Below are 25,581 nucleotides of genomic sequence, written 5' to 3'. Positions count from 1 at the left end.
ACCTGGCTCACTCGGCCCGGCTCGGTAACATGCAAGGCATGGACATCTCACTCGAGAACGTCGGCATCGCCGTTCGCGACCTCGAAGCAACGATCTCCTTTTTCACCGACCTCGGTCTCAGGGTGGTCGGCCGTGACACCGTCAGCGGTGAGTGGACCGACACTGCCGTCGGTCTCGATGGCAACCACGCCAAGATCGCGATGCTCCAGACGCCAGACGGTCACGGTCGCCTTGAGCTCTTCGAGTACATCCATCCCAAAGCGATCGAGTCGACGCCCGCTCGCCCCAACGAGATCGGCATGCACCGCGTCGCCTTCTCAGTCGACGACATCGACAAAGCCCTTGAGATAGCCGCGAGGCACGGATGCCGTCCCCTTCGTGGCGTGGCGACCTATAAAGACGTCTACAAACTTGCGTATATCCGTGGTCCTAGCGGCATCATCGTGATGCTCGCCGAGGAACTGACGAAGACCTGACGTCCCCACGGGCCGGGTCAGAGGACGTGAGCCCCGGGACGGCGCTCGTCCCGGCCGCGATCACCGCCACCAGTTTGCCCAATTTTTTCTGCTTCGTTGTCGATTTAGCGTCGCGCCGTTCGACCTCTGGGTGAGAAGGTCGAAGAGAGACCTTTCAGAACGAAGGAGAAGACAATGGCCAAGTACATGCTGATCATGCGGGCGACCGATGAGTCGATGGAGAAGTTCCAGAACGCGGACTTCACCGAGCTGATGAATGCGATGGGCAGGTTCAACGACGAGCTGATCCGCGCCGGCGTCCTGCTGGCGGCCGAGGGCCTCGAGGACCCGAGCGAGGGGGTTGTGGTCGATTTCACCGGCGACACTCCCGTCATCACCGACGGCCCGTACGGAGAGACCAAGGAGCTCTTCAGCGGCTTCTACATCCTTGATGTCGCATCGAAGCAGGAAGCCGTCGAATGGGCCAAGCGTGCGCCATACACCGAGGGCAGCAAGACCGAGATCCGCCGTGTACCGTCGATCGACGAGTTCCCGCAAGACAACGAGTGGATTCAGAAGGAACGTGCCTGGCGCGAGCAGACCGGGCAGCTCTGATCGACGGTGAGCACCACGGAGGCGCGGGGCGCCGTCGAAGCTGTGTGGCGGATGGAATCCGCACGCATCGTCGGCGCCCTCGCCCGCTACACGGGTGACTTCTCGTTTGCCGAGGACCTCGCTCAAGAAGCCCTCGCCGAGGCCCTTGTCTCGTGGTCGGTCGGCGGGGTGCCCGCCGAGCCGACCGGATGGCTGCTCACCACCGGTCGCCGCCGGGCCATTGACAGCTTCCGCCGGCGAGCAGCGCGCGACGAGCGATACGCCGTGCTTGCGCGTGATCTCGACGATCAGGTTCCGGGGGCTGACGCGCTGTTCGACCCCGATGCGATCGACGACGACGTGCTCGCGTTGATGTTCATCTCGTGCCACCCCGTGTTATCGAAAGAGGCACGGATCGCCGTGACCCTGCGGGTGGTCGGCGGACTGAGCAGCGACGAGATCGCGAAGGCGTTCCTCGTGCCCGTATCGACGATCCAGGCACGGATCACCCGGGCGAAGAAGACACTCGCCGCGGCGAAGGTGCCGTTCGCCGTGCCCGCATCGCACGAGGTGGCCGAGCGTCTCGGTTCGGTGCTTCACGTCGTCTACCTCATCTTCACCGAGGGATCGTCTGCATCGGGCGGCGGTCAGTGGATTCGCGCCGACCTGGCCGCCGAGGCCCGGCGGCTCGCTCGCGTTCTCGTGCGGCTCGCACCTGAGCCCGAGGTGTTCGGGCTGCTCGCTCTGATGGAACTCACGGCGGCGCGGTTTCCCGCGCGCCTCGATGCGTCGGGACACCCGGTGCTCCTCGAGGACCAGGACCGGCGGCTATGGGATCGATCAGCCATTCAGCGTGGACGCGCGGCGCTGGCGCGAGCGGCGGGGGCAGGTCGCGGTCTCGGGGCGTACGGTCTTCAGGCATCCATCGCGGAGTGTCACGCTGTGGCGCGTTCGGTTGCTGAGACGGACTGGAAGCGCATAGTCATCCTCTACGAGGCGCTCGGCCGCCTGATGCCTTCTCCCGTCGTCGAGCTCAATCGCGCGGTAGCGGTCGCCATGGCATCCGGTCCTGCCGACGGACTTGCTATCGTCGACGCGCTGGCGTCGACGAGCGAACTGGCCGGCTCTCATCTGCTCCCGTCGGTCCGTGGTGAGATGCTCACCAGGCTCGGCAGACCAGACGAGGCGCGTTCAGCGCTTCTGCGGGCTGTCGAACTGTGCGGGAATGCCGCAGAACGCACGGCGCTCGAGCGCAAGGTCGCCGCGCTCGGCCGGCCGTAGGATGCCAGACGAGATCGAGCGCTACTCATTCTGTGACGCGCGCCCCTATTTCGTGTAGCGCGCCGCAAATGGGATAGCGCGTGACGGATGGTCTCGCTCGGCCGGCATCTTGCGCATTCACCTCAGTCCCGATCGAGGGTGATCCGGTTCGTCGAATAGGCCCAGATCGCGATCTCGACACGATTCCTCGCGTTGAGTTTGTGCATCAGGCTCGCCAGGTGTGTCTTGACGGTGCTGAGAGTGATGTGAAGCTCGTGGGCGATCTCGTTGTTGCTCCGACCACGCGCCACGGTCGCGAGCACCTGTTCTTCGCGCGCGCTGAGCGGTTCAGCGGGTTCAGGCGGTCGTCTGCCCGGCGAGGATGCCGCGAACGCCTCGAGCAGTCGGACCGTCACGCTGGGTGCGATGAGTGCGTCGCCGTTCGCCGCGGCTCTCACCGCCTGGGCGAGGAGTTCGGAGCCCGCGTCTTTGAGCAGAAACCCCTTGGCGCCCGCCTGCAGCGCTGCGAAGACATACGTGTCATCGTCAAAGGTTGTGATCATCACAACGGCCAGAGGATCGTCGACGCCAGGGCCGGCCAGGGCACGCGCCGCCTCGATTCCATCCATCATCGGCATCCGGATGTCGAACAGGCAGACATCGGGGCGCAGCCGACGTGCGAGTTCGACGGCACGACGGCCGTCGGCCGCCTCGCCGACGACGTCGATGTCGGGGTGGGTGTTGAGGATCATCGTCAGTCCCGTGCGCACAACCTCCTGGTCGTCGGCGATGAGAACGCGAATGCTCATGCGGACGCTCCCTGTCTCGGCAACACGGCGGTGACGACCCAGCCGCGGTGGGGTGTGCGACCCGCCGTGCAGCTGCCGCCGAGGAGCGCAGCCCGTTCGATCATCCCGGGTATTCCGTATCCTGTCGTCGCGATGCCTGCCCCGGCATGCTCACCGTCGTCGGTCACGGTCAGTGAGACCGTCGTCTCGTCGGCCTGGACCACAACCTCTATGCGGGTGGCGTTACGAGCGTGTCGCCTGGCATTCGTGACCGACTCCTGAGCGAGTCGGTAGACGGTGGTCGCCAGACCCGGCACGAGACCGCCGATGTCGCCCTTGAGCCGAACGTCGACGTGAGGACCGCCCTGATCGTCGTCACCGAGTCGGGCGAGTTGGGCCACACCCGGAGCCGGCGTCGCGCCCGCAGTCGCGTCTAGCCGCAGCACCCGAACGATTGTGCGCATCTCGTCCAGAGCACGTGACGCCTCTGCCTCGATGACCCGAAGGGCGTCTGCCGCTGCGGCCGGATGCGTCTGCGAGGTGGCGAGGCCTGCCTGCGCTCTGACGGCGATCGCCGAGACGTGGTGGGCCACCGTGTCGTGCAGATCGCGTGCCAGGCTCTCACGCTCGAGCAGACGGGCACGTTCGAGCGCATCCAGCCTGGCGCTCGCGCGGAATCTGAAGGCAAGACCGAGCAATGCGATCAGGAGTATGACCACTATCGATCCGACGACATCAGCGAGAACCGTGCGACCGAGGAGCACGGTCAGCCAGAGGTGGGCGAGCACAACCGAGAATCCCAGGATGACCGAACGCCCCGATCCCCACCGTGCGACGGCATACAGAAGGATCATGACGAACGCCGAGGCGATCGGCTGATCGTCGTTCCCTGCGAAGAGCGAAACGATGCCGAGTGCGGCCACAGCGACCACGAGCATGGTGAGCGGCATCGTGCGGCGCCAGAGGAGCGTGGGCACGAGCAGGATGACGACGGCGACGGCCGCCAGGAATGGCATCCGGTTCACGTCTTGCCGCAGGAGGGCCTCGAGCACGGCAAACACCGGAATGAGCGCGAGGAGCGCGTAGTCGCGCCACACACGTCGTGGCGGGGAGGGAGACGCGGCCGGAGCCCGCCACATCGAGCGCAGCATGGCGATCACATCCTCATCATACGAGCGCATTCGCCTCGCCCGAGTGAGCGGGCGTTCGACGTGCTCCACGGATGCGTGCGGAGCGTCGCACGATCACGTACTCCGCGACGGCAAGGTTGATGAGCCATCCGGCGCCGTGCAGGAGGGCGACAGCCATCGCGTCCGGAGTTCCGAACACGAGTGTCCAGAACGAGAAGGTGAACACCTGGGTGCCCGCTCCCAATCCGATCGCGTATGCACGCGTCATCCACGCACCGTGCTGGTGGATGCGGCGACGCACGACGGCGAGCACTCCGAGTGCGATGCTGAGAGCCATTGCCGATCCGAAGAAGAGTCTCAGTGCAGAGAGAAGCGGGTTGGGGCCGTCCGGGTGGCTGTAGAAGAGGGTCATCCACACCCCTGACAGCGCTGCGAGCAGGCCGAGCGGAGCCAGCAGGCGGCCGGATGCCCGGTGCCAGCGGGAGCGGAGCCTCAGCGAGGGGACGAACTGCAGTGCGCCGAGAACGCAGTACACACTCGCTGCGATGACGTGAACGAGAACCGGAACGGGGGAGACGAAGAACCGTTCGTTCGCCTCGGTGACCGGCGCCCCGACGGTGAGCTCTGTCACGCGGAAAGCACCAGCGATCAGGGGAACGACACTCAGCAGTATCAGGCCGGTTGGCACAAGCCAATGACGTCTGCCAGGTGCTCGCGGGCCAGGCAGCGGGGCTGACGCTCGCGGGCCAGGCGGTTGTGGGGCGGATGGTTGTGGGATTGTCGCCATGCCTGAATTGTCGCGGGGGAGCTGGCTCAGGGGCATCGGCTTTCGGGCCGCACTTTTCTCAGCCTTTCGGCCGATACGGCTCGGGGTTTTTCTCTCTACGCTGTGAACGTCGTTCCCAATCCCGCTCGTTGTGCGGAGAAAGGCTGTGTGTTGTGCCTGTTGATTCTGAACCCGTCGGCTCGCCTCCTCGTCTTCCGCCGCGATGGTTCATCAGGAGTTTCTGGTGGGGACACCGCGCCCTCTATCGTCTGAGCGGCGGCAGGTTCGGCCTTCGCGCGCCACAGCGTGGTGGTACAGCCGGCATGATGAGACTCCATACCGTCGGACGTCGTTCCGGCGTGGTGCGAACGGTCATCCTCGCCTACTTCGAAGACGGCGACGATCTCGTCACCCTCGCCATGAACGGCTGGGACGAGTCCGACCCGGCATGGTGGCTCAACCTGCGGGCGAATCCAGACGCCCACGTGGACCTGCCTGGCCGGCAAACCCGCTCGGTGCGCGGCAGGGCCGCGGCCGGTGCTGAGCGTGAACGCCTCTGGTCCCGGTTTTCGGAGTTTGCCGGCTGGGGAGACATCAACGCGTTCAGCCACACCCGTGACCGCGAGCGGCCCCTTGTCGTCCTTGAGCCGCGGGACTGAAACCTTCGGCGGGTGAGAACTCGAGCGCCACTCGTTTTGTGGCGCGCCACCCTATCTCGGGGCGCGCGTCGCAAAAGGTGTAGCGCGTTGCGTGGGATTCTCGGTTCCTACACGGGCGAGTAGACGAGTGCTGCGAGTGGAAGCCGCTGTCTGCACTCGGAGCGAATGCGGGTGGAATCCGCGCAACGTGGGCAGGATGGGGGCATGGAACCCATCGACGCTCTCAATGAAATCGCGTTTCGCCTCGAGCGAGAGCTGGCGCCGTCGTTCAAGGTCAAGGCGTTCCGTCGAGCAGCCGGTGTGATCGACGGCCTGTCGGCCGACGATCTCGCCGAACAGCTCGACGACGGTCGCCTTCGCCGAGCTCCAGGTATCGGCGACACGACCTTCCACGTGATCAGCGAAGCCGTCGCGGGCGGTGTGCCGGTGTACCTGCAGAAGCTGCGCGATCGCGCCGAGCCGCTGCTCGGCGAGCGGAGGAGCGGTGAGCCAGACGACGTCGTGTCGGCGATCCGCGGCGACCTGCACACCCACAGCGAGTGGACGGACGGCACAACGCCCATCGACCGGATGGTGGATGCCGCTCGCTGGCTCGGCCGTGAATACATCGCGCTGACCGATCATTCGCCGACCCTGACGATCGCGAACGGGCTGAGCACGGAGCGGCTTATGGAGCAGCTCGACGTCGTCGCGCAGATCGATGAGCTGCACAACGACTTTCGGCTTCTCTCCGGCATCGAAGTCGACATTCTCGAGAGCGGGCGCCTCGACCAGTCGTCAGAGATGCTCCGCGCTGTCGACATCGTCGTCGCGAGCGTGCACTCGAAACTGCGTGCCGATGAGAAGACCATGACGACACGGATGCTGCGGGGCATCGAGAACCCCCGCACCAACGTGCTCGGGCACTGCACCGGTCGCCTCGTCAGGGGGTCGCGCGGCACACGCCCGCAGTCGGCCTTCGACGCCCAACGCGTCTTCGCAGCCTGCGCCGCGAACAACGTCGCCGTGGAGATCAACTCACGACCCGAACGGGAGGACCCGCCCGACGAGCTGATCCGTCGAGCGCTCGACGCCGGATGCCTGTTCAGCATCGACAGCGACGCCCACGCTCCCGGCCACCTCGACTTCGTGAGCCTGGGCGCCGAGCGTGCCGAGCGAAACGGTGTGCCCGTCGACCGTATCGTGACGACCTGGCCGGTCGACCGCCTGCTGGCATGGGCGGGTGCCTGAGCTGAACGCTCGTGATGACGACGCTGAGACGACATCCGTCGCGTTGTCTGCTCGTCGTCGGCGTCGTTGATGTCGGAGGTCTCGCCGACACCAGCATTGCCGTTCCCGACGAGCGTCGCCCGCGCGCTCGCCCGTATACACCGGGCGCCGCGGGCACGAACCCCTTCGCTCTCAAAGCGGCAGCGTCACCGATGCTTCCGGAATCACTCCGGCCGTGCGTCGACGGTCTCTCGTCGCTCGGCCGGGGACGTCTCGATTGTGGAGAGCAGCCAGGAGCAGGGGAGGAGGAGCAGTCCCAGAGGGAGTGCCACCATGGAGATGATCGGGACGACGACCAAGGTGATGTCACCGGCGAGGCCCACGTTCGGCTGAACGCCGCTGATCAGGTTGTGCTGTGACGTCTCCAGTCCGAAGCCAACCACGATCAGAACGATTGCGGTGATCAGAACGATGCGAGCGGTCAGTCGCCCGAACGGGCCAGGCGATGCGGAACCGCCCGATTCGCGCACCGAGACGTGATGTGCCTCCAGGACGAAGCCCACCAGTGAGAACACAACGAATGCGAGTCCGAGCATCGGGAGCCGGCTCAGCACGAACGTGATGAGCCACAACACGTCGTTCGCTTCGCTCGCCTGCTGCCAGGCGGTGAACAGCTGTGTGAGAACCATGGGCAACGCCACGCCGATCGCTGTGAAGCCGATCCCCAGCCAGAGCGCCTGTTTCGGTGACATACACGCCTTCCGTTGCTCGTGTCGTGGTTGAGGATTTCGTCTGCAGGGGGCGCGCGGCGCCGACCCGTATCTATCCCTCCATGCTGGCATTCATCGTTGCGAAGCGCCAGAGCGCCGAAGCCCCAGAGCCCCGAAATGCCGAAGTGCCGAAGCGCCATTCACGGCGCGAACATAACGGATCGGCGCGAGCCGAGCCGCAGCTGCCGGCCGCATGCCTCGCTCTACGCGGGCCGACCGCCGCGATCGGGGCGAAGCTCGATGAGCTTTCCGCCGATGCGCGTGTTCTCGAGCTTCGAGAAGACTGCCTTCGGCAGGTCGGCGGGCAGCTCGACGAGTGAGAAGTCCGGGCGGATGTCGATGGCGCCGAAATCCTGCCTGCTCAGCCCGCCTTCGTTTGCGAGAGCGCCGACGATCTGACGCGGCTCCACCTTCTGACGCCGACCGACCGCGATCCGGTACGACGCCATCGACCCGCTGCTCGGGCGACTGCGGCGCTCGGGGCGTTCGCTACGACTACCGCGTTCGGGTCGGTCTCGGCGTTCGCCGCGGTCACGCCGGCCGTCGCGGTCGTTGCTCGTGCTGCGGGCTCCGCGCTCTTCGCGTTCGCGGTCTTGGCGTTGCTTGCGCTCTTCTTCAGGCGACAGCAGCAGTGGGGTCTCGCCCTGTGCGACGACGGCGAGCGCTGCTGCGACGTCGGCCTCTGGAACGTCGTGGTGAGTGACGTAGTGCCCGATGATGTCGCGAAAGCTCTCGATCCGCTCGGTCTGGCCGAGTGCCGCGGTGATGGCGTCGTCGAAGCGGGCGAGACGTGTCGCGTTCACGTCTTCGGCCGTGGGCAGGTGCATCTGCGTGAGAGGCTGCCGCGTCGCCTTCTCGATCGATGTGAGCAGTCGACGCTCTCGCGGGGTGACGAAGCTGATGGCCGTGCCGCTGCGCCCGGCCCGGCCCGTGCGCCCGATGCGGTGTACGTAGGACTCGGTGTCGATGGGGATGTCGTAGTTGACGACGTGGCTGATCCGCTCGACGTCGAGGCCCCGTGCAGCGACGTCTGTGGCGACGAGGATGTCGAGTTTGCCCGACTTCAGCTGGTTCACCGTGCGCTCGCGCTGCACCTGAGCGACGTCGCCGTTGATCGCGGCAGCCGAGTATCCGCGGGCGCGCAGCTTTTCGGCGAGTGTCTCCGTCTCGTTCTTGGTGCGGGTGAAGACGATCATGCCCTCGAAGTTCTCGACCTCGAGAATGCGCGTGAGAGCATCCACTTTCTGCGGGTACGACACCACGAGGTAACGCTGGGTGGTGTTCACAGAGGTCGTCGTCTTGTTCTTGACGGTGATCTCTTCTGGATCGTGCAGATACTTCGTTGAGATCCGGCGAATCGGCGCGGGCATCGTGGCCGAGAACAGGGCGACCTGCTTGTCGTCGGGGGTGTCGGCGAGGATCGTCTCCACGTCCTCTGCGAAACCCATCTTGAGCATCTCGTCTGCCTCGTCGAGCACCAGATACTTCAGTTCGGACAGGTCGAGGGTTCCCTTGTCGAGATGATCCATGATGCGCCCCGGAGTGCCGACGACCACATGGACGCCGCGCCGAAGCGCGGAGAGCTGGATGCCGTATCCCTGGCCTCCGTAGACCGGAAGCACACGCACGCCCTTCAGATGTGAGGCATACCTCTCGAACGCCTCGCACACCTGCAACGCGAGTTCGCGTGTCGGGGCGAGCACGAGGGCCTGGGGAGTCTTCTGCGCCATGTCGAGACGCGACAGGATCGGCAGGGCGAACGCCGCGGTCTTGCCGGTGCCGGTCTGCGCGAGACCGACGACGTCGCGGCCTTTGAGAAGAGGGGGAATCGTCGCGGCCTGGATGGCCGATGGCGTCTCATACCCGACATCTTTGAGCGCTTTGAGCACTGCATCACCCAGGCCGAGGTCGGTGAAGGTCTGGCCCGCTGCGGTGGTGTCTGCGTCGCTGCGCGTGGATGTGTCTGGGGAAGTCATACCCTAACGGTAACCGAGGTTTTGTAAACGCACCTACCTCTTACACGAGTAGGAAGGTGGGGCCGGAGCATGGGCCACAACGAGCAGGAACAGGCAGCGGAGTCGTTGCGGGCGGTGGTGTACGTCAGGATCAGTGATGATCCCGAGGGCACGGAGCGTCGGGTGGATCGGCAGGAGACGGACTGCCGCGCCTACGCCGCTGCCCAGGGTGGGAAGTCGTCGCAGTGTTCCGTGAGAATGACACTTCTGCGTTCAACAGCGCGCGATCACGCTGCCGGCTGGTGAGCGGGTGCGGCGGGTGATCCGCCCGCAGTTCCGAGCCATGCTCAAACACCTCGCCGATAGTCAGGCACAGGTGGTGGTCGCGTATGACTTAGATCGGGCGGTGCGCGACCCGCGCGGCTTGGAAGACCTCATTGACGCGAAGGTGCTCGGCGGGTTTACCGTCCGCTCCGTGACAGGCTCGCTCCGGTTGGACACCGATTCTGATGTGGCGATGACACGGGTGCTGGTGGCGATGGCGAACAAGCCCTCCGCGGACACCGCAAGGCGTGTGGCGCGCGCGGCGAAGCAGCAGGCCATCGAGGGTGCCTGGCATGGGGGTAAGGTGCCGTTCGGGCACCGCGGAGAACGGTGTCCTGGTGATCGATCCGGTGACGGGGCCACTGGTCGTCGAGGCGTTCCCGCGAGTGCTGGCCGGTGATTCGTTGTACCGGATTCGCAAGGACTGGAACGAGCGCGGCATCCTCACTACTCACGGATGCGCGTGGTCGGATCGGACGCTGAATCTGATGCTCCGCAATCCCTCGAACAAGGGGGTGCGCGAGTATCCGCCCGTTCTGCCGGACGGGAGTCGTGCGAAGCCGTCGAAGATGCAGGTGCAGGCGGCGTGGCCTGCGATTGTGGATGAGAACACTTGGCAGCAGGTCTCCGATGTGCTCGACGCGAGGAAGAAGGCCCGGAACTTCCACCAACCCGGTACCGGAGCCTGGCGTCTCCAGCTCAGTCCGCGATTGGGCGCGCGAGGGCTTCCGGTTCACCTGCCTTGGCAACGATGCCGAGTGCATGTTCGAGCACTTGGAGGTCTTCGACGGTCTCGACGGAGGTCACCTTGCCCCAGGAGAGGGTGAGGAACTGGAACACCGTGTTCTCGTACCGCCCGCCGCCCGGCAGGTCACCCGATACGAGGGAGCGCACCGCTACACGAGTGCGCCAGGGGCCACCATTGACGAGCACGTCTTGGATGTCGAACCGTGCACCGGGCAGGAGGCGGAGCGTGCGTTGCCACCACCGGATCATCGCGTCCCTGCTCGTACGGCGGCCACCGAGGGCGTGGTCTCCGTGGAAACGGTACTCGAACTCGGGGGCGAGCCCGTCGACCATCGCCATGTAATCACCGACATTGATCCGCTCAAACGTGGATCGAACCTTGGCGCGGACGATGCTCTTGTACATGAACAGACTTCGAGATTCTGGCCGGGTCGTCGGTGAGGTCGAAGGCGATCAGTTGAACATGAAGGTGTTGGCGCAGGTGCCAAACAACACCACGAATGCGGCAAAACCGATGAGCGTGACCCAGGCCATCGGGGGAAGGTTCTGCGGAGACTCGTCTGCTCGGTCCTGATCCGGCTCTGCCATCTGATCGTCTCGTGTCGTGCTCATGAGGTGCCCACAATCTCTGAGATGTCCACGGATACGGTGATCGCCACAACGATGAAGACGACCAGGATGAACGCGGTGTACATCCATCGATATCGGTTATCGCTTCGCCAGAACTTGCGGAGGCTGATCACCCCAGTAACCACTGCTATAGCGCTCAGAAGGAGTCCGATGGGAGCGGACGCGGTCCGACTGAGGCCGATGATGGGCACCGCAATCGGGATCAGTAGGTAGGTGATCAGGCACCGAATCCCGCTGATGATCATCGAGACTTGCAGGTATCGATGCGCCGACCGTTCCAGGTTCGCCGTCCGCGTCGTTGATTCCACGCGCAGGAGCTTGCGCATGAATCGATCGGTAGGGCGTCGGGGCCGAGCGTCGGTGGCCGTCTCCGCCACGTCCGGCCTGTCGAGGGTGGTCTCGTTTCGTGTCGGCACTACATCACCTCCGTGGCGCGGCATGCTCCTCCGCACTTCAAAACCGTACGTCTTGTATGATTTTAGATAATACTACATGCAGGTGAGGCCCCGCCTGGTAGGAGGCGCGAGCACCGGGAGGACGGCTATGGCACAGCAGGAGCGTGCGCGTGCGACACGTGAGTCGATCATTCGCGCCGGAGCCGTAGTGTTCGGTCGGCAGCATTTCGACAGCGTGCGGATCGTTGATCTGCTTCGTGAGTCCGGGACCACGCAGGGCGGCTTCTACTTCCACTTCGCGGGGAAGAAGCAGGTCGCCGAGGAACTCATCAGGCGGCAGGAACAAGCATTCGTCGAGCTGCGGGACAAGCTCGCCGTCCGTGCTTCTGATGATCCGGTTCACGTGATCCTGCAGTTCATGACACAGGCGGCGATGCTGTTGCGAGACGATCCCGTAGCGCGGGCGGGAATGCGTTTGGTACTTCAAGCCGCCGAGCACTTTCCAGACGTTGCCCACATGCCACACCCGGACTGGATCGAGCTTCTTGAAGGTGTGCTCAACGCTGCCATCGGAAACGGAACACTGCGCCCTGACATCGATGCGCCGACGACGGCACGAACACTGATCTACCTGTTCATCGGCACGCAGGTCAGTTCCTACATCACCGACGACTGGCAGTCCTTGCCAGAGACCATCGAAACCACTCTGTCTGCCACGCTGCGAAACCTTGCCACGCCGGTACATCCCGATCTACCGCGATAGAATCAGTAACCGCCAAAGTGCCACGGGATCGCGCTCCGCATCCTGAACAGGTGCCGAAATGCGCCGCGCGTCAGTCTACGGCGGAGAGCCGCATGGGCGGGAGCGTGGGAGCTCAACTCCCGCGGAACCGATGCCCCCGAGGCAGGCTGGGAATGCGCGCACGCGCACGATCACAGGTGAGTATGTGTGGGGCACCTCGGCTAACCCGTCGCGCCCACCTGTCCACACGCCTGTGTCAGCGTGCCTCCGATGCGGGGCGGTGGTGCGCCTCGCGCCGGGGGTCTGAGCGTGGGGCATGATTGTCAGATGGACAGCCAGCGACGGATCACCCTCGAGCTGCGTCGCCCGGCTCTCTCGCTCCACGTCGGTGTGCGGCCCACGGTGGTGATCGACGGACGCGGCCAGCCAGCGCAGTGGGGCACGGGAACCTGGCAGCTGCCGGTGGGAGAGCCGGTGACGATCGGCGTATATCTGTTCAACCGACTCTGGCGTTACGGTGGCGCCGAGACGACCGTCGACCCGTCGGACGAGGGGCCACTCGTCTACACGGCGCCGGTTCTGCCGTTCGGTCGCGGCGCCTTCGCACCACACATCGCCGTGCGACGACGCTGAGCCGCTGAGCGACAGCGGCTCGGCCAGCTGCAGACGTTGCGCGGGCGTTCAAACGCGCGCGCACCTTCCAAACGCCCGCGCGAAGGCTCCCGGGCGCGAAGGCTCCCGGGCGCACGCCAGTCCGCGCCGCGGAGCGAGTCTTCGTGCAGAGCCCGTTGCGCGATTGAGGCGAATCTCCCCGCGGCCTACGGTGGGGGCAGAGCACAGCAGAGCAGCGTCAGCGGCGACGAACAGGAGCACGCATGGAGGAATCGCCCGCTCACCGGCGGTCAAAACAGCCGAGGTCGATCATTGCAGGGCCGTATGGACATCCGTTCCATCCGATTGCCGTGACCGTGCCGATCGGGGCGTGGACCGCCGCGATCGTGTTCGACATCGTCGGCTACTTCTCGGCAGACCCGGCCGCCTTCGCGACGGGTGCCATGTGGCTCGTGGGCATCGGGATCGTCGGCGCCCTGCTGGCAGCGCTCTTCGGCCTTCTCGACTTCAGCATGCTCGCCTCCGGCACCCCCGCCCGTGCAACCGCCGCCACCCACATGATCCTCAACCTCGTGGCCATCGCACTCTTCGCGGTCAGCTTCGTTCTCAGGCTGAACTCGGCCCCCGGCGAGCTGAACACGGCTGCGTTCATCGTGAGTGTCATCGGATATCTGCTGGTCGGGGCATCCGGATATCTGGGAGGCAAGCTGGCCTACCACTACGGTGTGCGTGTGGCGAGCGAGCGAACCCAGACAGAGGGATTCTGAGGAATCGCTTGAGCAGAAACTCCTGTTCCGCCCCTACTCGTCGCTGCTCGACCGCACAGAACGGTGTGCAGACAACAACTCGATCTCGGGTCGGCCGGCGACGGTTCTCTCGATATCGTCGAGCATCGTGACCACCTGGTGCCGGTCGGCAGAGACGACTGCCGTTCCGATCATCGTGCGGCGATGCACGTCGAGGTTGCCCACCTCGGCGATCGAGAGGTCGTATCGCCGTCGCAGTTCGGCGATCACCGGGCGAACAACAGATCGCTTCTCTTTCAGCGAGTGAACATCGCCGAGCAGGATGTCGAATTCGATCCAGCCGATCCACATAGGTTCAGGATGCCATGGCGCTCTGTGAGAGAGAAGCTCACGGTGATTCGGCGGTTGCCTCCGGCAGGGAGCGCAGTCCATCTCATAAGGCACAGAGATCGATAAGACACAGAGATCATAAGACACGGAGGCCGTTCCGGGGCCCGGCTGGTATCGTGGGCGACCACGGCGTCCGATGAACGCCGACCTTTATGACACACCGGGTTTATGAGCACATCGAGTTTGACCCTCTTACGAGCACACTGAATCGTTTATGAGCACAACGAGTCGTCACGCGCTACCCCGCACCGAGCGCCGCCGCACACGTCGCATCGCGGGGCGGCAGCGCCCGGTTCTCGCCGTCGGGGCTGTGTTCGTGGTGTTCACCCTGGCGGCGCTGACCGCTCTCGCCCCGCCTCCGCAGCCGTCCGAAGCCCAGGCTCGTGAGAGCATCCTCTTCTCTGACGCGCAATCGCTCTCGGTGTCACCCAAGGCGGCGTCTGTCACCGTCTCGAGGGACGGTTACGACGCGGTGTCCGCCGTCGAAACGGTCACCGTCGAGGGCAGCACGAATCAGGACTGGGCGAAACTCGTGCTGCTGTTCGGCGGGTTTCCCGTGTCGGACTCCAACGTCACGGTGATGCTGCGCTGGATGCGGCAGGAGAACGGCACGAACAACTGGTGGAACCGCAACAACCCGCTCAACAACGGCTGGGGTTCAGGCGGAGGCAGCGGACTCGGCAGTTACGACAACCTCGTGATCGCCGCCGAGAACGCCGCAGAAGCTCTGCACGGCAACCCGTCGTATCACGCCATCGTCGCCGGGTTCGCATCATCCGCACCCACAGAGGTCATCGAGAGCGCGATCTGGGCCTCACCGTGGGCGAGCAGCCACTACAACAACGGCAGCCACTGGGCATATACCCCGGTTCCCGTTGTGCCGTCGCCGGCCGGCACGTGGTGACTGTTCCGGTCAACACGACCGGGTTAGCCTGAAGATGTCGTCGTACGGGAGGACAGCAGAACCGTGAAGCCACTGACCGAGGCAGACATCCGTTCGTCGTTTGTGAACGCGACACCAGAAGAGGTGCAGAGGATGCCGTTGCCCGGTCTGCACGAGACACTCTGGAACGAGCGTGAATACCTCGGGTGGCGTGATCCACAGGCGGCACGTCTCGGCTACCTGGTGCACTGGGCGGACGACAGGCCGGTGGGTGTGCTCCTGAGGGCCGCGGCGGGATCCCTTCGGTCGGGCATCGCCGCCATGTGCTCGTTCTGCCATACGGCCCAACCGGCGACGCAGGTGCGCCTGTTCTCGGCACCCCGAGCGGGCGAAGCGGGTCGCAACGGCGACACCGTCGGAACCTACATCTGTGAAGACCTGGCCTGTTCGCACCTCATCCGCACGGTTCCGCCGCATCTCAACCCACCGCAGCTGATCGCGCAGAGGGGCGAGGCGATGCTCGGCAGGGTCGAGAACTTCACCGCGGGCATCATGAGAACCGCGTGACTAACCGTCGAGCTTCGATTGAAGCTCACGGTCGCTCGGCTCGACGACGAACGTGCCGTCTGGGAACACGACAACGGGGATCTGGGTGCGTCCGCTGATGGTGCGCGCACGATCGGCGGCACCCTCTGTCGCCTCGAGGTCGATGTAGTCGTACTCGATTCCGAGGCCGTCGAGCAGCTTCTTCGAACGGCGGCAGTCGCTGCACCAGTCCGCCCCGAACATCGTGATCCTGTCGAACGTCTCGGCGCTCGGTGTCTCGGTGCCCGGTGTTTCGGTGCTCATTCTCGCCTCTGTTCTTTCGGTATCTGTCCGCTGACGGTCGGTGGTGTGCCGCACGATGCCCCCCTGCGAGATCGATGAGCGATCGCGCATCCCGTCGAGACAACCGCGCGGCTCCGCAGCTGATTCCCGCGAGGCCTTCGGCGCCCGTCGCACCGATCTGTGTGTGCGATCGGGAATGGAGCATCCTCAGACCGCGGCGGCGCGCTCCGGAGCGAGGCGCACAAGTCGCGCCGTGCTCGTCTCGTCGAGTTCTGCGACATCCTCTCGTGACTTCACGAAGTCAGAGAATGATCTGAAGCCGAGGGCCTTTTCGCTGAACGACGGGTCCATTCTCTTCATCTGGGTCTTCACGTTCGAGCTGTGCAGCCAGTCGGCGTCGTCTTTCTCGTGCCCGAGTCGCAGGGCGCGTTCGAGAAGGCTCGTCGCCACGGCCTGCGGATCCTCCTCTGGCTCTGGCTCGACGTCGTCTTCTGGCGCTCGTTGCGCGGACTTGGCACGACGGGTCGACCGGCGCTTCGGAACAGCGGGGGCTGTGTCTTCGGTGGTCGGCTCAGCCTGCTCCCCGGCTGCAGAGGCTGAAGCGGCAGGGGCGTCTGCGCCGCTCTTCTTCGGCTCTGCCAGGCGGGCCGGCGGCACGATCGCCTTGATCCCGGGAATCGCGTCATAAGTGGCGAACTCGTCGCACGCCGCGGCGAGCGACCTGCTCGTCGACCCGGCCACTCCGATGCCGATGACGTAGCGCCCCAGTCTCTTGCAGCGCTGTGCCAGGGCGATGTAGTCGGAGTCTCCGGCGACGATGACAACGTGTGTCAGGTCGGGCAGACGGAACATGTCTTCAACGGCATCGACGGCAAGACGGATGTCCGCACCGTTCTTCGCATACGCGGCCGCGGGGAACAGTTGCACCAGGTCGACGGCGCGACCGACGAGCTGGCCCCGGTATTCCGCGTTGACCGGCACAGACCAGTCGGCATAGGCGCGCGTCAGCACCAGGGTGCCGAACGATGACGCGAAGTCGATGACGGCGCCGATGTCGACGGTGGCCATCGAGAGCTTCTCGGCGAGCTCGGGATCACTCGCAATGGAACCTTTGCCCTTGTCTCGCATGAACTGGTTGCGACCGTGCACCTGGTCGTAGCGCGAGATGACGATGTTGTCGAAATCGATGTAAACGGCGACTCGTGTATCCACGGATTCGGTCATCTTCGGCTCGTCTCTTGTGACATGGTCTTGGTCCAGTCTGTCTCGCGGGTGTGCGTCGGGCAATGCATCCGTCATCGAGTGATCGGTGGGGCATCGAGCGATCAGATGAGGCTGCGCAGAAACTCGTCGGGGGCCAGCCCCGTCTGCCGGGCGCGGCGCTGCAGCCTGCTGTGCTGGTCGTCGGTGAGGGCCACGACCACCGTGTGGCGGTGAGCGTCGTCGAAGCCGAGGGGACCGTCGTCGAACAAGAAGAGGCTCGGTTCTTCTGGTCGCGGCGCCGGTGGGGCCGGCTCGGGCCGGGTCTGCTGAGTGGGGGCTTGCGCGCGGACCCCGCGCGTCTGCCCCGGCCGCGCCGTCTCAGAGGTGACACCCTCGAACCCCGGGCCGCTCGGAATCGGCATGGCGCGCTGGAACGCTTCGGCGGCGGCGCGTGCACGGGCATCCGCTGCCTCGTTGAGCACGTGACCGACATGGCCACGCACCCATTCGAATGTGTACCTGCGCCCGACAAGCGCCTCGTCGATCTCTGTCAGCATGTCGACGTTCATCACGGGTTTGCCGTCGCCCTTGCGCCAGCCTTTGCGCTTCCACCCCGGCATCCACTTGGTGATGCAGTTGATCACGTACTGGCTGTCGCAGAGGATCAGAAGGTCGTCGTCGACGTGTGCGGTGGCGCGGAACAGCTCGAGCACGGCTTTCAGCTCGCCCTGGTTGTTGGTCGCGTGTTTCCACCCACCGGCATCCCAGTTGTCATCGTCCACGTACCAGGCCCAGCCTGCCGGGCCCGGGTTGCCGAGCGCGGATCCGTCTGCTGCCGCCGTGATTGTCATTCCTGCCCCTCGTTGTGCCTGCCGTCAATGGTATCGACGCGCACCGGCGCATCCGTTCATCGCCGGCTCCGGGTAGCGTGAAGACATGCCGAATCTTCTGCACCTGGACTCCTCGATCGACCCGGCGAACTCGCGTTCGCGCGCGATCACGCGAACCTTTTCCGAGACCTGGCGTCAGGCCGGAACCCAGCACACGGTCACATATCGTGATCTGCACGCGGATCCGATTCCCCACCTTCCGGATGCCGCGCTGCATTGGGCGCCCCGGCTGCGGGCCCCAGAGGCGCAACCTCCCGTCGCCGCCGAGGTGCTGCAGCGCGAGCTGATCAATGAGCTGCTGGCCGCAGACGTTGTGCTGATCGGTGCTCCGATGTACAACTATTCGCTCTCCTCTTCACTCAAAGCCTGGGTCGATCACATCCATGTTCCCGGCGTCACCACGCCGGCAGACACCGACGACCGGCCTCTCGCCGGCCGACACGCCGTTGTGGTGACGAGCAGAGGCGGGGCGTACGACAGGGGCACGCCGACCGAGGACTGGGATCACGCTGTTCCCGTTCTGCGGATCGTGCTCGGCGAGGCACTCGGCATGTCGGTCAGTGTCATCACGACGAGCCTGACCCTCGCCGAGTCCCTTCCAGACCTGGCTGAGCACGTCGACAGGAGCAGGGCGGAGCTTTCGGCGGCACACGACGAGGCGCAGGCCCTCGCGGCCACGCTCAGCGGGGCTCACCTCAGCTGAGAACCTCGTTGAGGTCATAGAACACCGGCCGGTCGAGCTGTTCGAAGGTGCAGGAGCGGGGTTCGCGGTCTGGGCGCCACCTGTAGAACTGGGCGGTGTGACGAAAACGCCAGCCCTCCATCTGGTCATACGTGACCTCGGCGACAAGCTCTGGTTTCAGCCGAATGAACGAGACATCCTTGCCAGAGGCGAAACGGCTGCGTTCCGTCTCGTCGGTCATCACCTCGCCCGATTCGTCGTGCATCACGTAGGGTTCCAGCTCGTCGATGAGCTCCAGTCGGCGAGCGTTGCTGAAGGCTGACGCCCCGCCGACCGGGCGCAGCGTCCCCGTGTCGTCATAGAGGCCGAGCAGCAGCGAACCGACACCCGTTCCGCTCTTGTGAATCCGGTAACCGTACGGCACCACGTCGGCGCTGCGATGGTGTTTCGCCTTGAGCATCGTGCGTTTGCCCGGGTTGTATGGCGCGGAGAGGGGCTTCGCGACCACGCCGTCGAGCCCGGCGCCCTCGAATTCGACGAACCATCGCCTGGCGAGTTCGGCGTCATAGGTGAGCTGTGTCAGGTGGATCGGTGCCGGCACGGATCCGAGGAAGGCCTCGAGGCGTGCCCGGCGTTCGGAGAACGGTTTGTCGAGCAGGGACTCATCCGAACGAGAGACGAGATCGAACGCGACGAACGATGCAGGGGTCGATTCCACCAGTTCACGGATGCGTCGTGCAGCCGGGTGAATCCGCTGCGAGAGGGCTTCCCAGTCGAGACGCTCGTGCCCGGGCTCACCCGTGCGCACGATGATCTCACCGTCGAGAACGCAGGGTTCACGCACAAGCCGCGTGAAGGCATCCACCAGCTCCGGAAAGTACCGGGTGAGCATCTTCGAGCCGCGGCTTCCGATCTCACAGCCGTTCTCGTCGAGGTAGACGATGGCGCGGAAGCCGTCCCACTTGGGCTCGTAGGCCAGGCCGCCGTCCGCCGAGTCGGGCTCAGGCACCGAAGGAACGGCCTTCGCCAGCATCGGCGACAGGGGAGTGGTCGGAGTCGGAGGCGTCGTCGGCATACTCCGATCATGTCCCATCGTCGGCTGTGTCGACAGGGGAGAAGCACGGGCAGTCTATCGGCGCCCAACCGGTCGGGGAGTAGCGTGGTGCTCATGGCAGCCCGGGCAGCAGACGCAGAGGTCCTGACGGTCGGGGGACCGAACGGCGACCGAGAGGTGCGGATCTCGAGCCCGGGGCGTGTGCTCTGGCCGGAGGTCGGCATCACCAAACTCGACCTCGCCAGATACCTGGTCGACGTGGGGACGGAGTTCGTTCGTGCGAACGGCGACCGTCCGGTGTCGTTGGAGCGGTTTCCGGACGGGGTGGACGGTGAGCGGTTCTTCTCGAAGAACCCGCCACGAGGAGCCCCTGACTACGTGCGCTCCGTCACGGTGGTCTACCCGAGTGCCCGGTCGCATCCGCAGCTCGTCATCGACGAACCGGCAGCGGCGGTCTGGGCCGCGCAGATGAACACCGTCGTGTTCCACCCGTGGCCATCGCGTGCCGAGAACCCAGACAACCCCGACCAACTGCGGATCGACCTCGATCCGCAGCCGGGCACCGACTTCGACGATGCGATCCCCGCCGCGCACGAGCTGAGGTCGATCCTCGCCGAGGCCGGGCTCACAACGTATGTGAAGACATCCGGAAACCGGGGGCTCCACCTCTTCGCCCCGATCGAGCCGACACACGAGTTTCTCGACGTGCGCCACGCGGTGATCGCCGCCGCCCGAGAACTCGAGCGTCGGATGCCCGGCGAGGTGACGACATCGTGGTGGAAGGAGGAGCGCGGCGAGCGTGTGTTCGTCGACTTCAACCAGGCGAACAGGGATCGCACGATGGCGGGAGCCTACAGCCCGCGACCGCTCGCTCACGCTCCGGTGTCGTGCCCGCTCGAGTGGGACGAACTCGAATCCACGGACCCGAAGGACTTCACCATTCTCACGGTTCCCGATCGGCTGAAGACGACGGGGGACCCCTGGGCGACGATGCACGATGAGGCCGGAACCATCGACGTTCTGCTGGAGTGGTGGCAGCGCGATCTCGACGATGGTCTCGGCGAGCTGCCGTTTCCGCCCGACTACCCGAAAATGCCCGGCGAGCCGCCCCGGGTGCAGCCGAGTCGCGCGAGACACAACTGACCCGCGCCGAGAGGCTCAGACTCACTCTCTTGGGCCCACTGTTCTTCTGGGTCGCATATACTCACCGCGTTCATACACAGAGTGCATGGAGGATCTCAGGTGAACGATGCTTCATGAGAGCGCCGCGGTCACGGGAGCGGCCGGTCGGGGCGGAAGGAACCGTTATGGTTCGAGCCTGCGCTTCCTGCGGGACGTCGCGGTCATCGTCGTCATCGCGGTCCTTGTCTCCTTTCTCCTGAAGACCTTCTTGGTCCGTTCGTTCTACATACCGTCGCCGTCGATGGAGAAGACCTTGCTGGTGAACGATCGGATTCTGGTGAATCAGCTCGTGCCGGATCTCGTACCGATCGAGCGCGGCGATGTGGTTGTCTTCCGTGATCCGGGTGGGTGGTTGAACCCTCAGCCAAAGCCGGAGGAAAACCCTGCACTCGGATTCGTCGATTGGGCGCTTTCGCTCATCGGCCTGACATCGCCCGACAGCAACGAGCACCTCATCAAACGCGTCATCGGTCTGCCGGGGGATACCGTCGTCTGCTGTGACGAGTTCGGGCACATGTCCGTGAACGGGATTCCTCTGAGTGAACCGTATATCTCTGTGCCGGACGGTGTCACGCGAGCCTCTCGCGACGACTTCACCGCCACCGTTCCTGAGGACTCCCTCTGGGTCATGGGCGACAACCGCAACAACTCTGCCGACTCACGATTCAACCGAGACAAGCCTGGAGACGGCTTCGTGCCATTCGAGAACATCGTCGGCCGTGCCGTCATCGTGAACTGGCCGTTCGATCGATGGAAGGTGCTCGACAATTATCCGGGGGTTTTCAGCGGTGTGGCGAAGGCTGCCGCGAAGGGATGAGCGGACTCATTCCGAATGTCGGAGAACAAGGGGTTCGCTGACCTCGTTGGCGCCCGGTGTTCTCGTCGTCAGGTTCTCGTCGTCTCAGCTGCTGCCCGTTCTGCTGTGCTGCAGGGCTCAATCGTCCAACCCGCGCAGCAGAGACGCGACCTCATGGTTCCAGCGTCGTGCGGCAGGCAGCACACCTGTGAAGATCGGCGTGTCGTGGGTGACACCGAGATACTGCACGGCGCTCGCCTCGACACCGTCTGCCCGAAGTGCTGCCGCATAGGCTGCTCCGTCGCCGCGCAGGGGATCGAACTCTGCGGTGAGAAGATATGCGGGCGGCAGACCGGCGTGTGACGAGGCGAGGAGCGGCGACGCGAGGGGTTCTCGCGCCAGCGACCGATCCCCGAGGTAGGTGCGCGCGACCGAGCGGAGCTCGCGGATGGCGAAGAAACTCGGAATGCCCATGGCGCGTGTGGCGCGCAGGTCTATGTGTCGTCCCGTGAGATCGACGACGGGAACCTCGAGGATCTGGAACCTGATCGGAAGCCGCTGTCGATCGCGATTCATCAGCGTGAGCGCGGCAGCGATATTCGCCCCGGCAGAGATGCCCGAGACGGCGATGCGCGAGGCGTCGATCGAGAGCGACTCGGCGTGCGTGAACAGCCAGGTGAGCGCTGCATGTGCCTGTTCGACCTGTGTCGGATACCGGTGTTCAGGTGCGAGGGCATAGTCCACGGCCACGATCGCCACACCAGAGTCTGCAGCGCGATGGCGAAAACCCGCATCGGTTGTGGGGTAGTCGATCCCTCCGATCCTGAATGCACCGCCGAAGAACGAGAGGCAGGCGGCGAGACGATCGTCTGCATCAGGGGAACCGTTCGGATAGTAGACGCGGATGCGGACGTCGGGATGCCCATCGACGGGGACCGTCTCATCGACGGTGTGGACCTTCGGTGCGGGCACACCGACGGTGGCGAGCTCTGTGACGTCCCACGCGAGCGCTGACTTTCGATAGCGCGCCCGTGCCGCCTTCGGAGAGGACTTCGCGCGAGAGGACGTGGCGCGAGCGGGCTTGGGCCGGGTGGGCTTGGGCCGGGTGGGCTTCGTCAGTGGCGGAGTCGACGGCAATCCGCCGAGCGCTGAGCGCTCGACTTCGGTCGCGGCGACCTCTGCCGTTGCCTTCGCGCGTTCCTTCTTCGCGGGTTGGCGTGCCCAGGGCAGTTTCTCGGTGAACCGGTCGACCATCTGGCCGATCAGGTAACGTCGATGCGTTTTCACGCGCTCCGAGAAGAACGGGTCGAGTGGCACTGCGCCTCCAGCGTCGATGGATATCTTGCAGTGTATGCGCGGCCCGCATTCGCGACACTCGCCGAGCATGACATGGCGATGTCGGTGGTGTGTTTTACGCTCACTGCATGAACATCGACAACTGCCCCGAATGCGGCGAGATCACCATCAGCGCAGGGCTGGCGTTCTGGCCAGAGATCAACGGACCGGTCGACGTCGCGGAGTGCGCCGCACCCGACTGTGGCTGGGCCGGCGTCGAGGCGGAGTACTGGGCGCAGACAGAGGTCCATCGCTCCACGATCGCCGCCTGACCAGACCTGGCCTCGTCCCAGACGAGATCTCTTTCTCAGAACCGGATCCTGGTCGGAGTGATGATACCGGTCGAACCGACATCGGTTCGAGGGCCGCCGCCTATGAAGCGGTGTCGACCGGGGTCAGCACCAGCACGGGAATCTCGCGCTCCGTCTTCAGCTGGTAGTCGGCATAGGGCGGATACGCCTCGAGCGCGCGCTCCCACCACACAGCCTTTTCGGCACCCGTGACCTCGCGGGCCACGTAGTCCTTCTTGACCGGGCCGTCCTGCAGCTCGACCTGCGGGTGCGCGAGCACATTGAAATACCACACAGGATGCTTCGGTGCCCCGCCCAACGAGGCCACAACCGCGTATTCCCCGTTGTGCTCCACCCTCATCAGCGCCGTCTTGCGGAGCTTTCCGCTCTTCGCTCCGACAGAAGTGAGAACAACGACCGGGCGTCCCTGCAGGGTCGTGCCCTTCGTTCCCCCCGATCGCTCATAGGTTTCGACCTGCTCGCGAGCGAGCGTCGAGGTGCTGGGTTCGTATTCACCGGTCAATGGCATACCAGGCGCAACGGCGCACTCAGCGCGCTTATTCCGGATTTCTTGCTCGTTCGGATGTTGTTCCTCTGGCGACGAGGTTGCCTGAGAACGAGAGCTGAGGCACGCTGGTGATCACCGTGCTGCTCCGGGTTCCCGGGCATCGCGGGCGGATTTCAGCGAAGGCGACGAACATGCACACACAACGCGGCCGTGCTCGGATCGGCATCTCAGGGTGGCGCTACGCACCCTGGCGCGGGGTGTTCTACCCGAAGGGCCTCACTCAGAAACGTGAACTGGCGTATGTCGCTGAGCGGCTCGACACCGTCGAGATCAACGGAACGTTCTATTCCCTTCAGCGCCCGTCGAGTTTTCGGCGGTGGAGTGACGAGGTGCCAGACGACTTCGTCTTCGCGCTCAAAGGCGGCAGGTACATCACTCACATACTTGGTCTGCGCGGCGCTGAAACGGCTCTGGCGAATTTCTTCGCATCCGGCCCGCTGAGCCTCGGGCCGAAGCTCGGGCCGATCCTGTGGCAGCTTCCGCCCTGGGCGCGATTCGACGCCGACACACTCACCGCATTCCTCGCGCTGCTTCCGCGCACCACCCGTGATGCGGCGCTGCTCGCCCACCACCACGATGAGCGCCTCGACGACCGATCGTGGCTCGAGACCGATGCCGACAGGCCGATCAGGCACGCGCTCGAGATCAGGCATCCGAGCTTCGACGATGCCGCTTTCGTCGACCTCATGCGCGAGCACGACATCGCCATCGTCGTCGCAGACAGTGCGGGCAGGTTCCCGCAGCTGTTCCACGTGACCGGTCAGATCGTGTACGTGCGCCTGCACGGGGCGGAAGAACTCTATGTGAGCGGGTATCCCGAAGAGCTCCTGGCCCAGTGGGCGGAGCGGATCGACGGATGGCTCACCGGGCGGGGGAGTCCTGACGGCGTGCCCAGAGACGTCTATGCCTACTGCGACAACGATGCGAAGGTCCGCGCGCCGTACGACGCCGAACGGTTGCGCGAACTGGTCGACCGACTCGCCTGAGTGATCTCGGCCTCCGGTTCCGCTGAGGGCTGCAGCGGCTTACCGTGTGGAGCACAAGGAGGTTGCGTATGGATCGCCCCGGTGCTGACGAGTGGGTTCCCGATTCTCCGGACGTCCCGCTGATGAGAAAAGCGGTGAACGCCTGCAGGGGATGCGAACTGTGGAAGCCCGCAACACAGGCCGTGTTCTCGAGCGGGCCGGCAGACGCCGTCATCATGCTCGTCGGAGAACAGCCGGGAGACAAAGAGGATCGCGAGGGCGAGCCGTTCGTCGGCCCGGCCGGGCGTGTTCTCGACGACGCGCTCCTCGCCGCGGGCGTCGACAGCGGTTCGGTCTATCTCACCAACGCGGTCAAGCACTTCCGGTTCACCGAGCGTGCCGGTGCGAAGCGGCGCCTGCACGCCAAACCCGCTGTCGCACACATCCAGGCGTGTTCGCCGTGGCTCCATGCCGAGCTCAACGCCGTTACGGCTCGTGTTGTCGTGTGCCTCGGCGCGACGGCGGGGCGAGCTGTTCTGGGCCGGCCGGTCGCGATCAACGCGGAGCGTGGTCAGGCGATCGACGGCCCCTCCGGGCAGCGTGTGGTGGTGACCACACATCCGTCTGCAGTGCTTCGGCTGAGAGGACGTGACGGCTGGGACGAGGCGTTCGACGGCCTCACCGCCGATCTCGTTGTGGCCTGGGATCTCGCCCGTTCCTGATCGACCCCGGT

32 protein-coding genes and 1 pseudogene are annotated in these 25,581 nt (G+C 65.0%); 18 read left to right on the top strand and 15 right to left on the bottom strand.

Annotation, left to right across the window (positions count from 1 at the left end):
- The first annotated feature begins 38 nt into the window (after nucleotides 1-38).
- From ACYVF5_RS11385 to ACYVF5_RS11375, 3 genes are all read left to right on the top strand, one after another.
- Nucleotides 39-476: a VOC family protein gene (locus ACYVF5_RS11385; RefSeq protein ID WP_460946397.1), complete on the top strand. Its 438-nt coding sequence runs from the start codon at nucleotides 39-41 to the stop codon at nucleotides 474-476.
- A gap of 174 nt (nucleotides 477-650) precedes the next feature.
- Complete coding sequence (locus ACYVF5_RS11380) at nucleotides 651-1,070, top strand: YciI family protein (protein WP_460946395.1); 420 nt, start codon at nucleotides 651-653, stop codon at nucleotides 1,068-1,070.
- A gap of 6 nt (nucleotides 1,071-1,076) precedes the next feature.
- Nucleotides 1,077-2,330: an RNA polymerase sigma factor gene (locus ACYVF5_RS11375; RefSeq protein WP_460946393.1), complete on the top strand. Its 1,254-nt coding sequence runs from the start codon at nucleotides 1,077-1,079 to the stop codon at nucleotides 2,328-2,330.
- 122 nt (nucleotides 2,331-2,452) lie between these two features.
- On the opposite strand, the gene ACYVF5_RS11370 is transcribed toward ACYVF5_RS11375, so the two are convergent.
- The 3 genes from ACYVF5_RS11370 to ACYVF5_RS11360 are packed head-to-tail and all read right to left on the bottom strand — an operon-like array spanning nucleotide 2,453 to nucleotide 4,858.
- The gene (locus tag ACYVF5_RS11370; protein WP_460946391.1) at nucleotides 2,453-3,118 is read right to left on the bottom strand and encodes a response regulator; all 666 of its coding nucleotides are present in this window, start codon (nucleotides 3,116-3,118) and stop codon (nucleotides 2,453-2,455) included.
- A complete protein-coding gene (locus ACYVF5_RS11365) occupies nucleotides 3,115-4,248 on the bottom strand; it encodes a sensor histidine kinase (protein ID WP_460946644.1) in 1,134 nt (377 codons plus the stop codon). The genes ACYVF5_RS11370 and ACYVF5_RS11365 overlap by 4 nt, the downstream gene beginning before the upstream one ends.
- A 16-nt stretch (nucleotides 4,249-4,264) precedes the next feature.
- Complete coding sequence (locus tag ACYVF5_RS11360) at nucleotides 4,265-4,858, bottom strand: DUF2306 domain-containing protein (RefSeq protein WP_460946389.1); 594 nt, start codon at nucleotides 4,856-4,858, stop codon at nucleotides 4,265-4,267.
- Between the two features lie 134 nt (nucleotides 4,859-4,992).
- Between ACYVF5_RS11360 and ACYVF5_RS11355 the strand changes: the two genes are divergently transcribed.
- Nucleotides 4,993-5,652, top strand: coding sequence for a nitroreductase/quinone reductase family protein (locus tag ACYVF5_RS11355; RefSeq protein ID WP_460946642.1), 660 nt, complete (start codon nucleotides 4,993-4,995; stop codon nucleotides 5,650-5,652).
- A 204-nt stretch (nucleotides 5,653-5,856) separates the two neighbouring features.
- Nucleotides 5,857-6,882, top strand: a complete 1,026-nt coding sequence (locus tag ACYVF5_RS11350) for a PHP domain-containing protein (protein WP_460946387.1) — start codon at nucleotides 5,857-5,859, stop codon at nucleotides 6,880-6,882.
- A 203-nt stretch (nucleotides 6,883-7,085) separates the two neighbouring features.
- On the opposite strand, the gene ACYVF5_RS11345 is transcribed toward ACYVF5_RS11350, so the two are convergent.
- Together ACYVF5_RS11345 and ACYVF5_RS11340 are read right to left on the bottom strand one after the other, a co-directional pair.
- A complete protein-coding gene (locus ACYVF5_RS11345) occupies nucleotides 7,086-7,613 on the bottom strand; it encodes a hypothetical protein (protein ID WP_460946385.1) in 528 nt (175 codons plus the stop codon).
- A 221-nt stretch (nucleotides 7,614-7,834) separates the two neighbouring features.
- Nucleotides 7,835-9,607: a DEAD/DEAH box helicase gene (locus ACYVF5_RS11340; RefSeq protein WP_460946383.1), complete on the bottom strand. Its 1,773-nt coding sequence runs from the start codon at nucleotides 9,605-9,607 to the stop codon at nucleotides 7,835-7,837.
- Nucleotides 9,608-9,905: 298 nt separating this feature from the next.
- On the opposite strand from ACYVF5_RS11340, the gene ACYVF5_RS11335 reads away from it, so the two are divergent.
- The gene (locus ACYVF5_RS11335) at nucleotides 9,906-10,310 is read left to right on the top strand and encodes a recombinase family protein (RefSeq protein WP_460946381.1); all 405 of its coding nucleotides are present in this window, start codon (nucleotides 9,906-9,908) and stop codon (nucleotides 10,308-10,310) included.
- Nucleotides 10,204-10,494: pseudogene (locus ACYVF5_RS11330) on the top strand (recombinase family protein); the annotation flags it as partial. The gene ACYVF5_RS11335 and the pseudogene ACYVF5_RS11330, both read left to right, overlap by 107 nt.
- Nucleotides 10,495-10,609: 115 nt before the next feature.
- On the opposite strand, the gene ACYVF5_RS11325 reads toward ACYVF5_RS11330, so the two are convergent.
- From ACYVF5_RS11325 to ACYVF5_RS11315, 3 genes are read right to left on the bottom strand one after another with little or no spacing between them, the layout of a single operon-like run.
- Nucleotides 10,610-11,062 carry a nuclear transport factor 2 family protein gene (locus tag ACYVF5_RS11325; RefSeq protein ID WP_460946379.1) on the bottom strand — a complete coding sequence of 151 codons (453 nt, stop codon included), beginning with the start codon at nucleotides 11,060-11,062 and terminating at the stop codon, nucleotides 10,610-10,612.
- Between the two features lie 48 nt (nucleotides 11,063-11,110).
- Complete coding sequence (locus ACYVF5_RS11320; protein WP_460946377.1) at nucleotides 11,111-11,269, bottom strand: hypothetical protein; 159 nt, start codon at nucleotides 11,267-11,269, stop codon at nucleotides 11,111-11,113.
- Nucleotides 11,266-11,613 carry a hypothetical protein gene (locus tag ACYVF5_RS11315; RefSeq protein ID WP_460946375.1) on the bottom strand — a complete coding sequence of 116 codons (348 nt, stop codon included), beginning with the start codon at nucleotides 11,611-11,613 and terminating at the stop codon, nucleotides 11,266-11,268. The genes ACYVF5_RS11320 and ACYVF5_RS11315 overlap by 4 nt, the downstream gene beginning before the upstream one ends.
- Before the next feature lie 217 nt (nucleotides 11,614-11,830).
- Between ACYVF5_RS11315 and ACYVF5_RS11310 the strand changes: the two genes are divergently transcribed.
- The 3 genes from ACYVF5_RS11310 (at nucleotide 11,831) to ACYVF5_RS11300 (ending at nucleotide 13,803) form a co-directional block, all read left to right on the top strand.
- Nucleotides 11,831-12,445, top strand: a complete 615-nt coding sequence (locus ACYVF5_RS11310; protein ID WP_460946373.1) for a TetR family transcriptional regulator — start codon at nucleotides 11,831-11,833, stop codon at nucleotides 12,443-12,445.
- A gap of 306 nt (nucleotides 12,446-12,751) precedes the next feature.
- Nucleotides 12,752-13,057: a hypothetical protein gene (locus tag ACYVF5_RS11305; protein ID WP_460946371.1), complete on the top strand. Its 306-nt coding sequence runs from the start codon at nucleotides 12,752-12,754 to the stop codon at nucleotides 13,055-13,057.
- A gap of 242 nt (nucleotides 13,058-13,299) precedes the next feature.
- Nucleotides 13,300-13,803 (top strand): DUF2231 domain-containing protein, encoded by a 504-nt coding sequence (locus ACYVF5_RS11300; RefSeq protein ID WP_460946369.1) that lies wholly within the window; start codon nucleotides 13,300-13,302, stop codon nucleotides 13,801-13,803.
- A gap of 33 nt (nucleotides 13,804-13,836) precedes the next feature.
- Here ACYVF5_RS11300 and ACYVF5_RS11295 read toward each other — a convergent pair whose 3' ends face one another.
- Complete coding sequence (locus ACYVF5_RS11295; RefSeq protein ID WP_460946367.1) at nucleotides 13,837-14,133, bottom strand: DUF503 domain-containing protein; 297 nt, start codon at nucleotides 14,131-14,133, stop codon at nucleotides 13,837-13,839.
- Between the two features lie 253 nt (nucleotides 14,134-14,386).
- On the opposite strand from ACYVF5_RS11295, the gene ACYVF5_RS11290 reads away from it, so the two are divergent.
- Together ACYVF5_RS11290 and ACYVF5_RS11285 are read left to right on the top strand one after the other, a co-directional pair.
- Nucleotides 14,387-15,076 (top strand): hypothetical protein, encoded by a 690-nt coding sequence (locus ACYVF5_RS11290; protein ID WP_460946365.1) that lies wholly within the window; start codon nucleotides 14,387-14,389, stop codon nucleotides 15,074-15,076.
- A gap of 63 nt (nucleotides 15,077-15,139) precedes the next feature.
- Complete coding sequence (locus ACYVF5_RS11285) at nucleotides 15,140-15,622, top strand: FBP domain-containing protein (RefSeq protein ID WP_460946363.1); 483 nt, start codon at nucleotides 15,140-15,142, stop codon at nucleotides 15,620-15,622.
- Here the strand turns inward: ACYVF5_RS11285 and ACYVF5_RS11280 are convergent, their stop codons facing one another.
- The 3 genes from ACYVF5_RS11280 to ACYVF5_RS11270 all read right to left on the bottom strand — a co-directional run bounded on the left by ACYVF5_RS11280 (nucleotide 15,623) and on the right by ACYVF5_RS11270 (nucleotide 17,937).
- Nucleotides 15,623-15,904, bottom strand: coding sequence for a glutaredoxin family protein (locus tag ACYVF5_RS11280; protein WP_460946361.1), 282 nt, complete (start codon nucleotides 15,902-15,904; stop codon nucleotides 15,623-15,625).
- A 186-nt stretch (nucleotides 15,905-16,090) separates the two neighbouring features.
- Entirely contained in the window at nucleotides 16,091-17,107 is a 1,017-nt protein-coding gene (locus ACYVF5_RS11275; protein ID WP_460946358.1) for an NYN domain-containing protein, read from the bottom strand.
- Between the two features lie 101 nt (nucleotides 17,108-17,208).
- Nucleotides 17,209-17,937 carry a ribonuclease H family protein gene (locus ACYVF5_RS11270; protein ID WP_460946356.1) on the bottom strand — a complete coding sequence of 243 codons (729 nt, stop codon included), beginning with the start codon at nucleotides 17,935-17,937 and terminating at the stop codon, nucleotides 17,209-17,211.
- Between the two features lie 85 nt (nucleotides 17,938-18,022).
- Between ACYVF5_RS11270 and ACYVF5_RS11265 the strand changes: the two genes are divergently transcribed.
- Entirely contained in the window at nucleotides 18,023-18,679 is a 657-nt protein-coding gene (locus tag ACYVF5_RS11265) for an FMN-dependent NADH-azoreductase (protein ID WP_460946354.1), read from the top strand.
- Here the strand turns inward: ACYVF5_RS11265 and ACYVF5_RS11260 are convergent.
- On the bottom strand, nucleotides 18,672-19,733 hold the full coding sequence (locus ACYVF5_RS11260) for an ATP-dependent DNA ligase (RefSeq protein WP_460946352.1): 1,062 nt from the start codon (nucleotides 19,731-19,733) through the stop codon (nucleotides 18,672-18,674). The genes ACYVF5_RS11265 and ACYVF5_RS11260 overlap by 8 nt on opposite strands.
- A gap of 93 nt (nucleotides 19,734-19,826) precedes the next feature.
- On the opposite strand from ACYVF5_RS11260, the gene ligD reads away from it, so the two are divergent.
- Together ligD and lepB are read left to right on the top strand one after the other, a co-directional pair.
- Complete coding sequence (gene ligD, locus ACYVF5_RS11255; protein WP_460946350.1) at nucleotides 19,827-20,855, top strand: non-homologous end-joining DNA ligase; 1,029 nt, start codon at nucleotides 19,827-19,829, stop codon at nucleotides 20,853-20,855.
- A 106-nt stretch (nucleotides 20,856-20,961) separates the two neighbouring features.
- Nucleotides 20,962-21,711: a signal peptidase I gene (gene lepB / locus ACYVF5_RS11250; RefSeq protein WP_460946348.1), complete on the top strand. Its 750-nt coding sequence runs from the start codon at nucleotides 20,962-20,964 to the stop codon at nucleotides 21,709-21,711.
- A gap of 117 nt (nucleotides 21,712-21,828) precedes the next feature.
- On the opposite strand, the gene ACYVF5_RS11245 is transcribed toward lepB, so the two are convergent.
- Nucleotides 21,829-23,007: an alpha/beta hydrolase gene (locus ACYVF5_RS11245; protein ID WP_460946346.1), complete on the bottom strand. Its 1,179-nt coding sequence runs from the start codon at nucleotides 23,005-23,007 to the stop codon at nucleotides 21,829-21,831.
- Nucleotides 23,008-23,114: 107 nt separating this feature from the next.
- On the opposite strand from ACYVF5_RS11245, the gene ACYVF5_RS11240 reads away from it, so the two are divergent.
- Nucleotides 23,115-23,297, top strand: a complete 183-nt coding sequence (locus ACYVF5_RS11240) for a hypothetical protein (RefSeq protein ID WP_460946344.1) — start codon at nucleotides 23,115-23,117, stop codon at nucleotides 23,295-23,297.
- A 100-nt stretch (nucleotides 23,298-23,397) separates the two neighbouring features.
- Here the strand turns inward: ACYVF5_RS11240 and ACYVF5_RS11235 are convergent, their stop codons facing one another.
- Nucleotides 23,398-23,844 (bottom strand): nitroreductase family deazaflavin-dependent oxidoreductase, encoded by a 447-nt coding sequence (locus tag ACYVF5_RS11235; RefSeq protein ID WP_460946342.1) that lies wholly within the window; start codon nucleotides 23,842-23,844, stop codon nucleotides 23,398-23,400.
- A 170-nt stretch (nucleotides 23,845-24,014) separates the two neighbouring features.
- Here ACYVF5_RS11235 and ACYVF5_RS11230 point away from each other — a divergent pair, with 170 nt between their 5' ends.
- Nucleotides 24,015-24,869, top strand: coding sequence for a DUF72 domain-containing protein (locus tag ACYVF5_RS11230; protein WP_460946340.1), 855 nt, complete (start codon nucleotides 24,015-24,017; stop codon nucleotides 24,867-24,869).
- A gap of 68 nt (nucleotides 24,870-24,937) precedes the next feature.
- On the top strand, nucleotides 24,938-25,570 hold the full coding sequence (locus tag ACYVF5_RS11225) for a UdgX family uracil-DNA binding protein (RefSeq protein WP_460946338.1): 633 nt from the start codon (nucleotides 24,938-24,940) through the stop codon (nucleotides 25,568-25,570).
- Nucleotides 25,571-25,581: the final 11 nt, after the last annotated feature.

This window comes from Okibacterium endophyticum, assembly GCF_054780075.1.
This window is presented reverse-complemented; position numbering and strand designations above follow the sequence as displayed.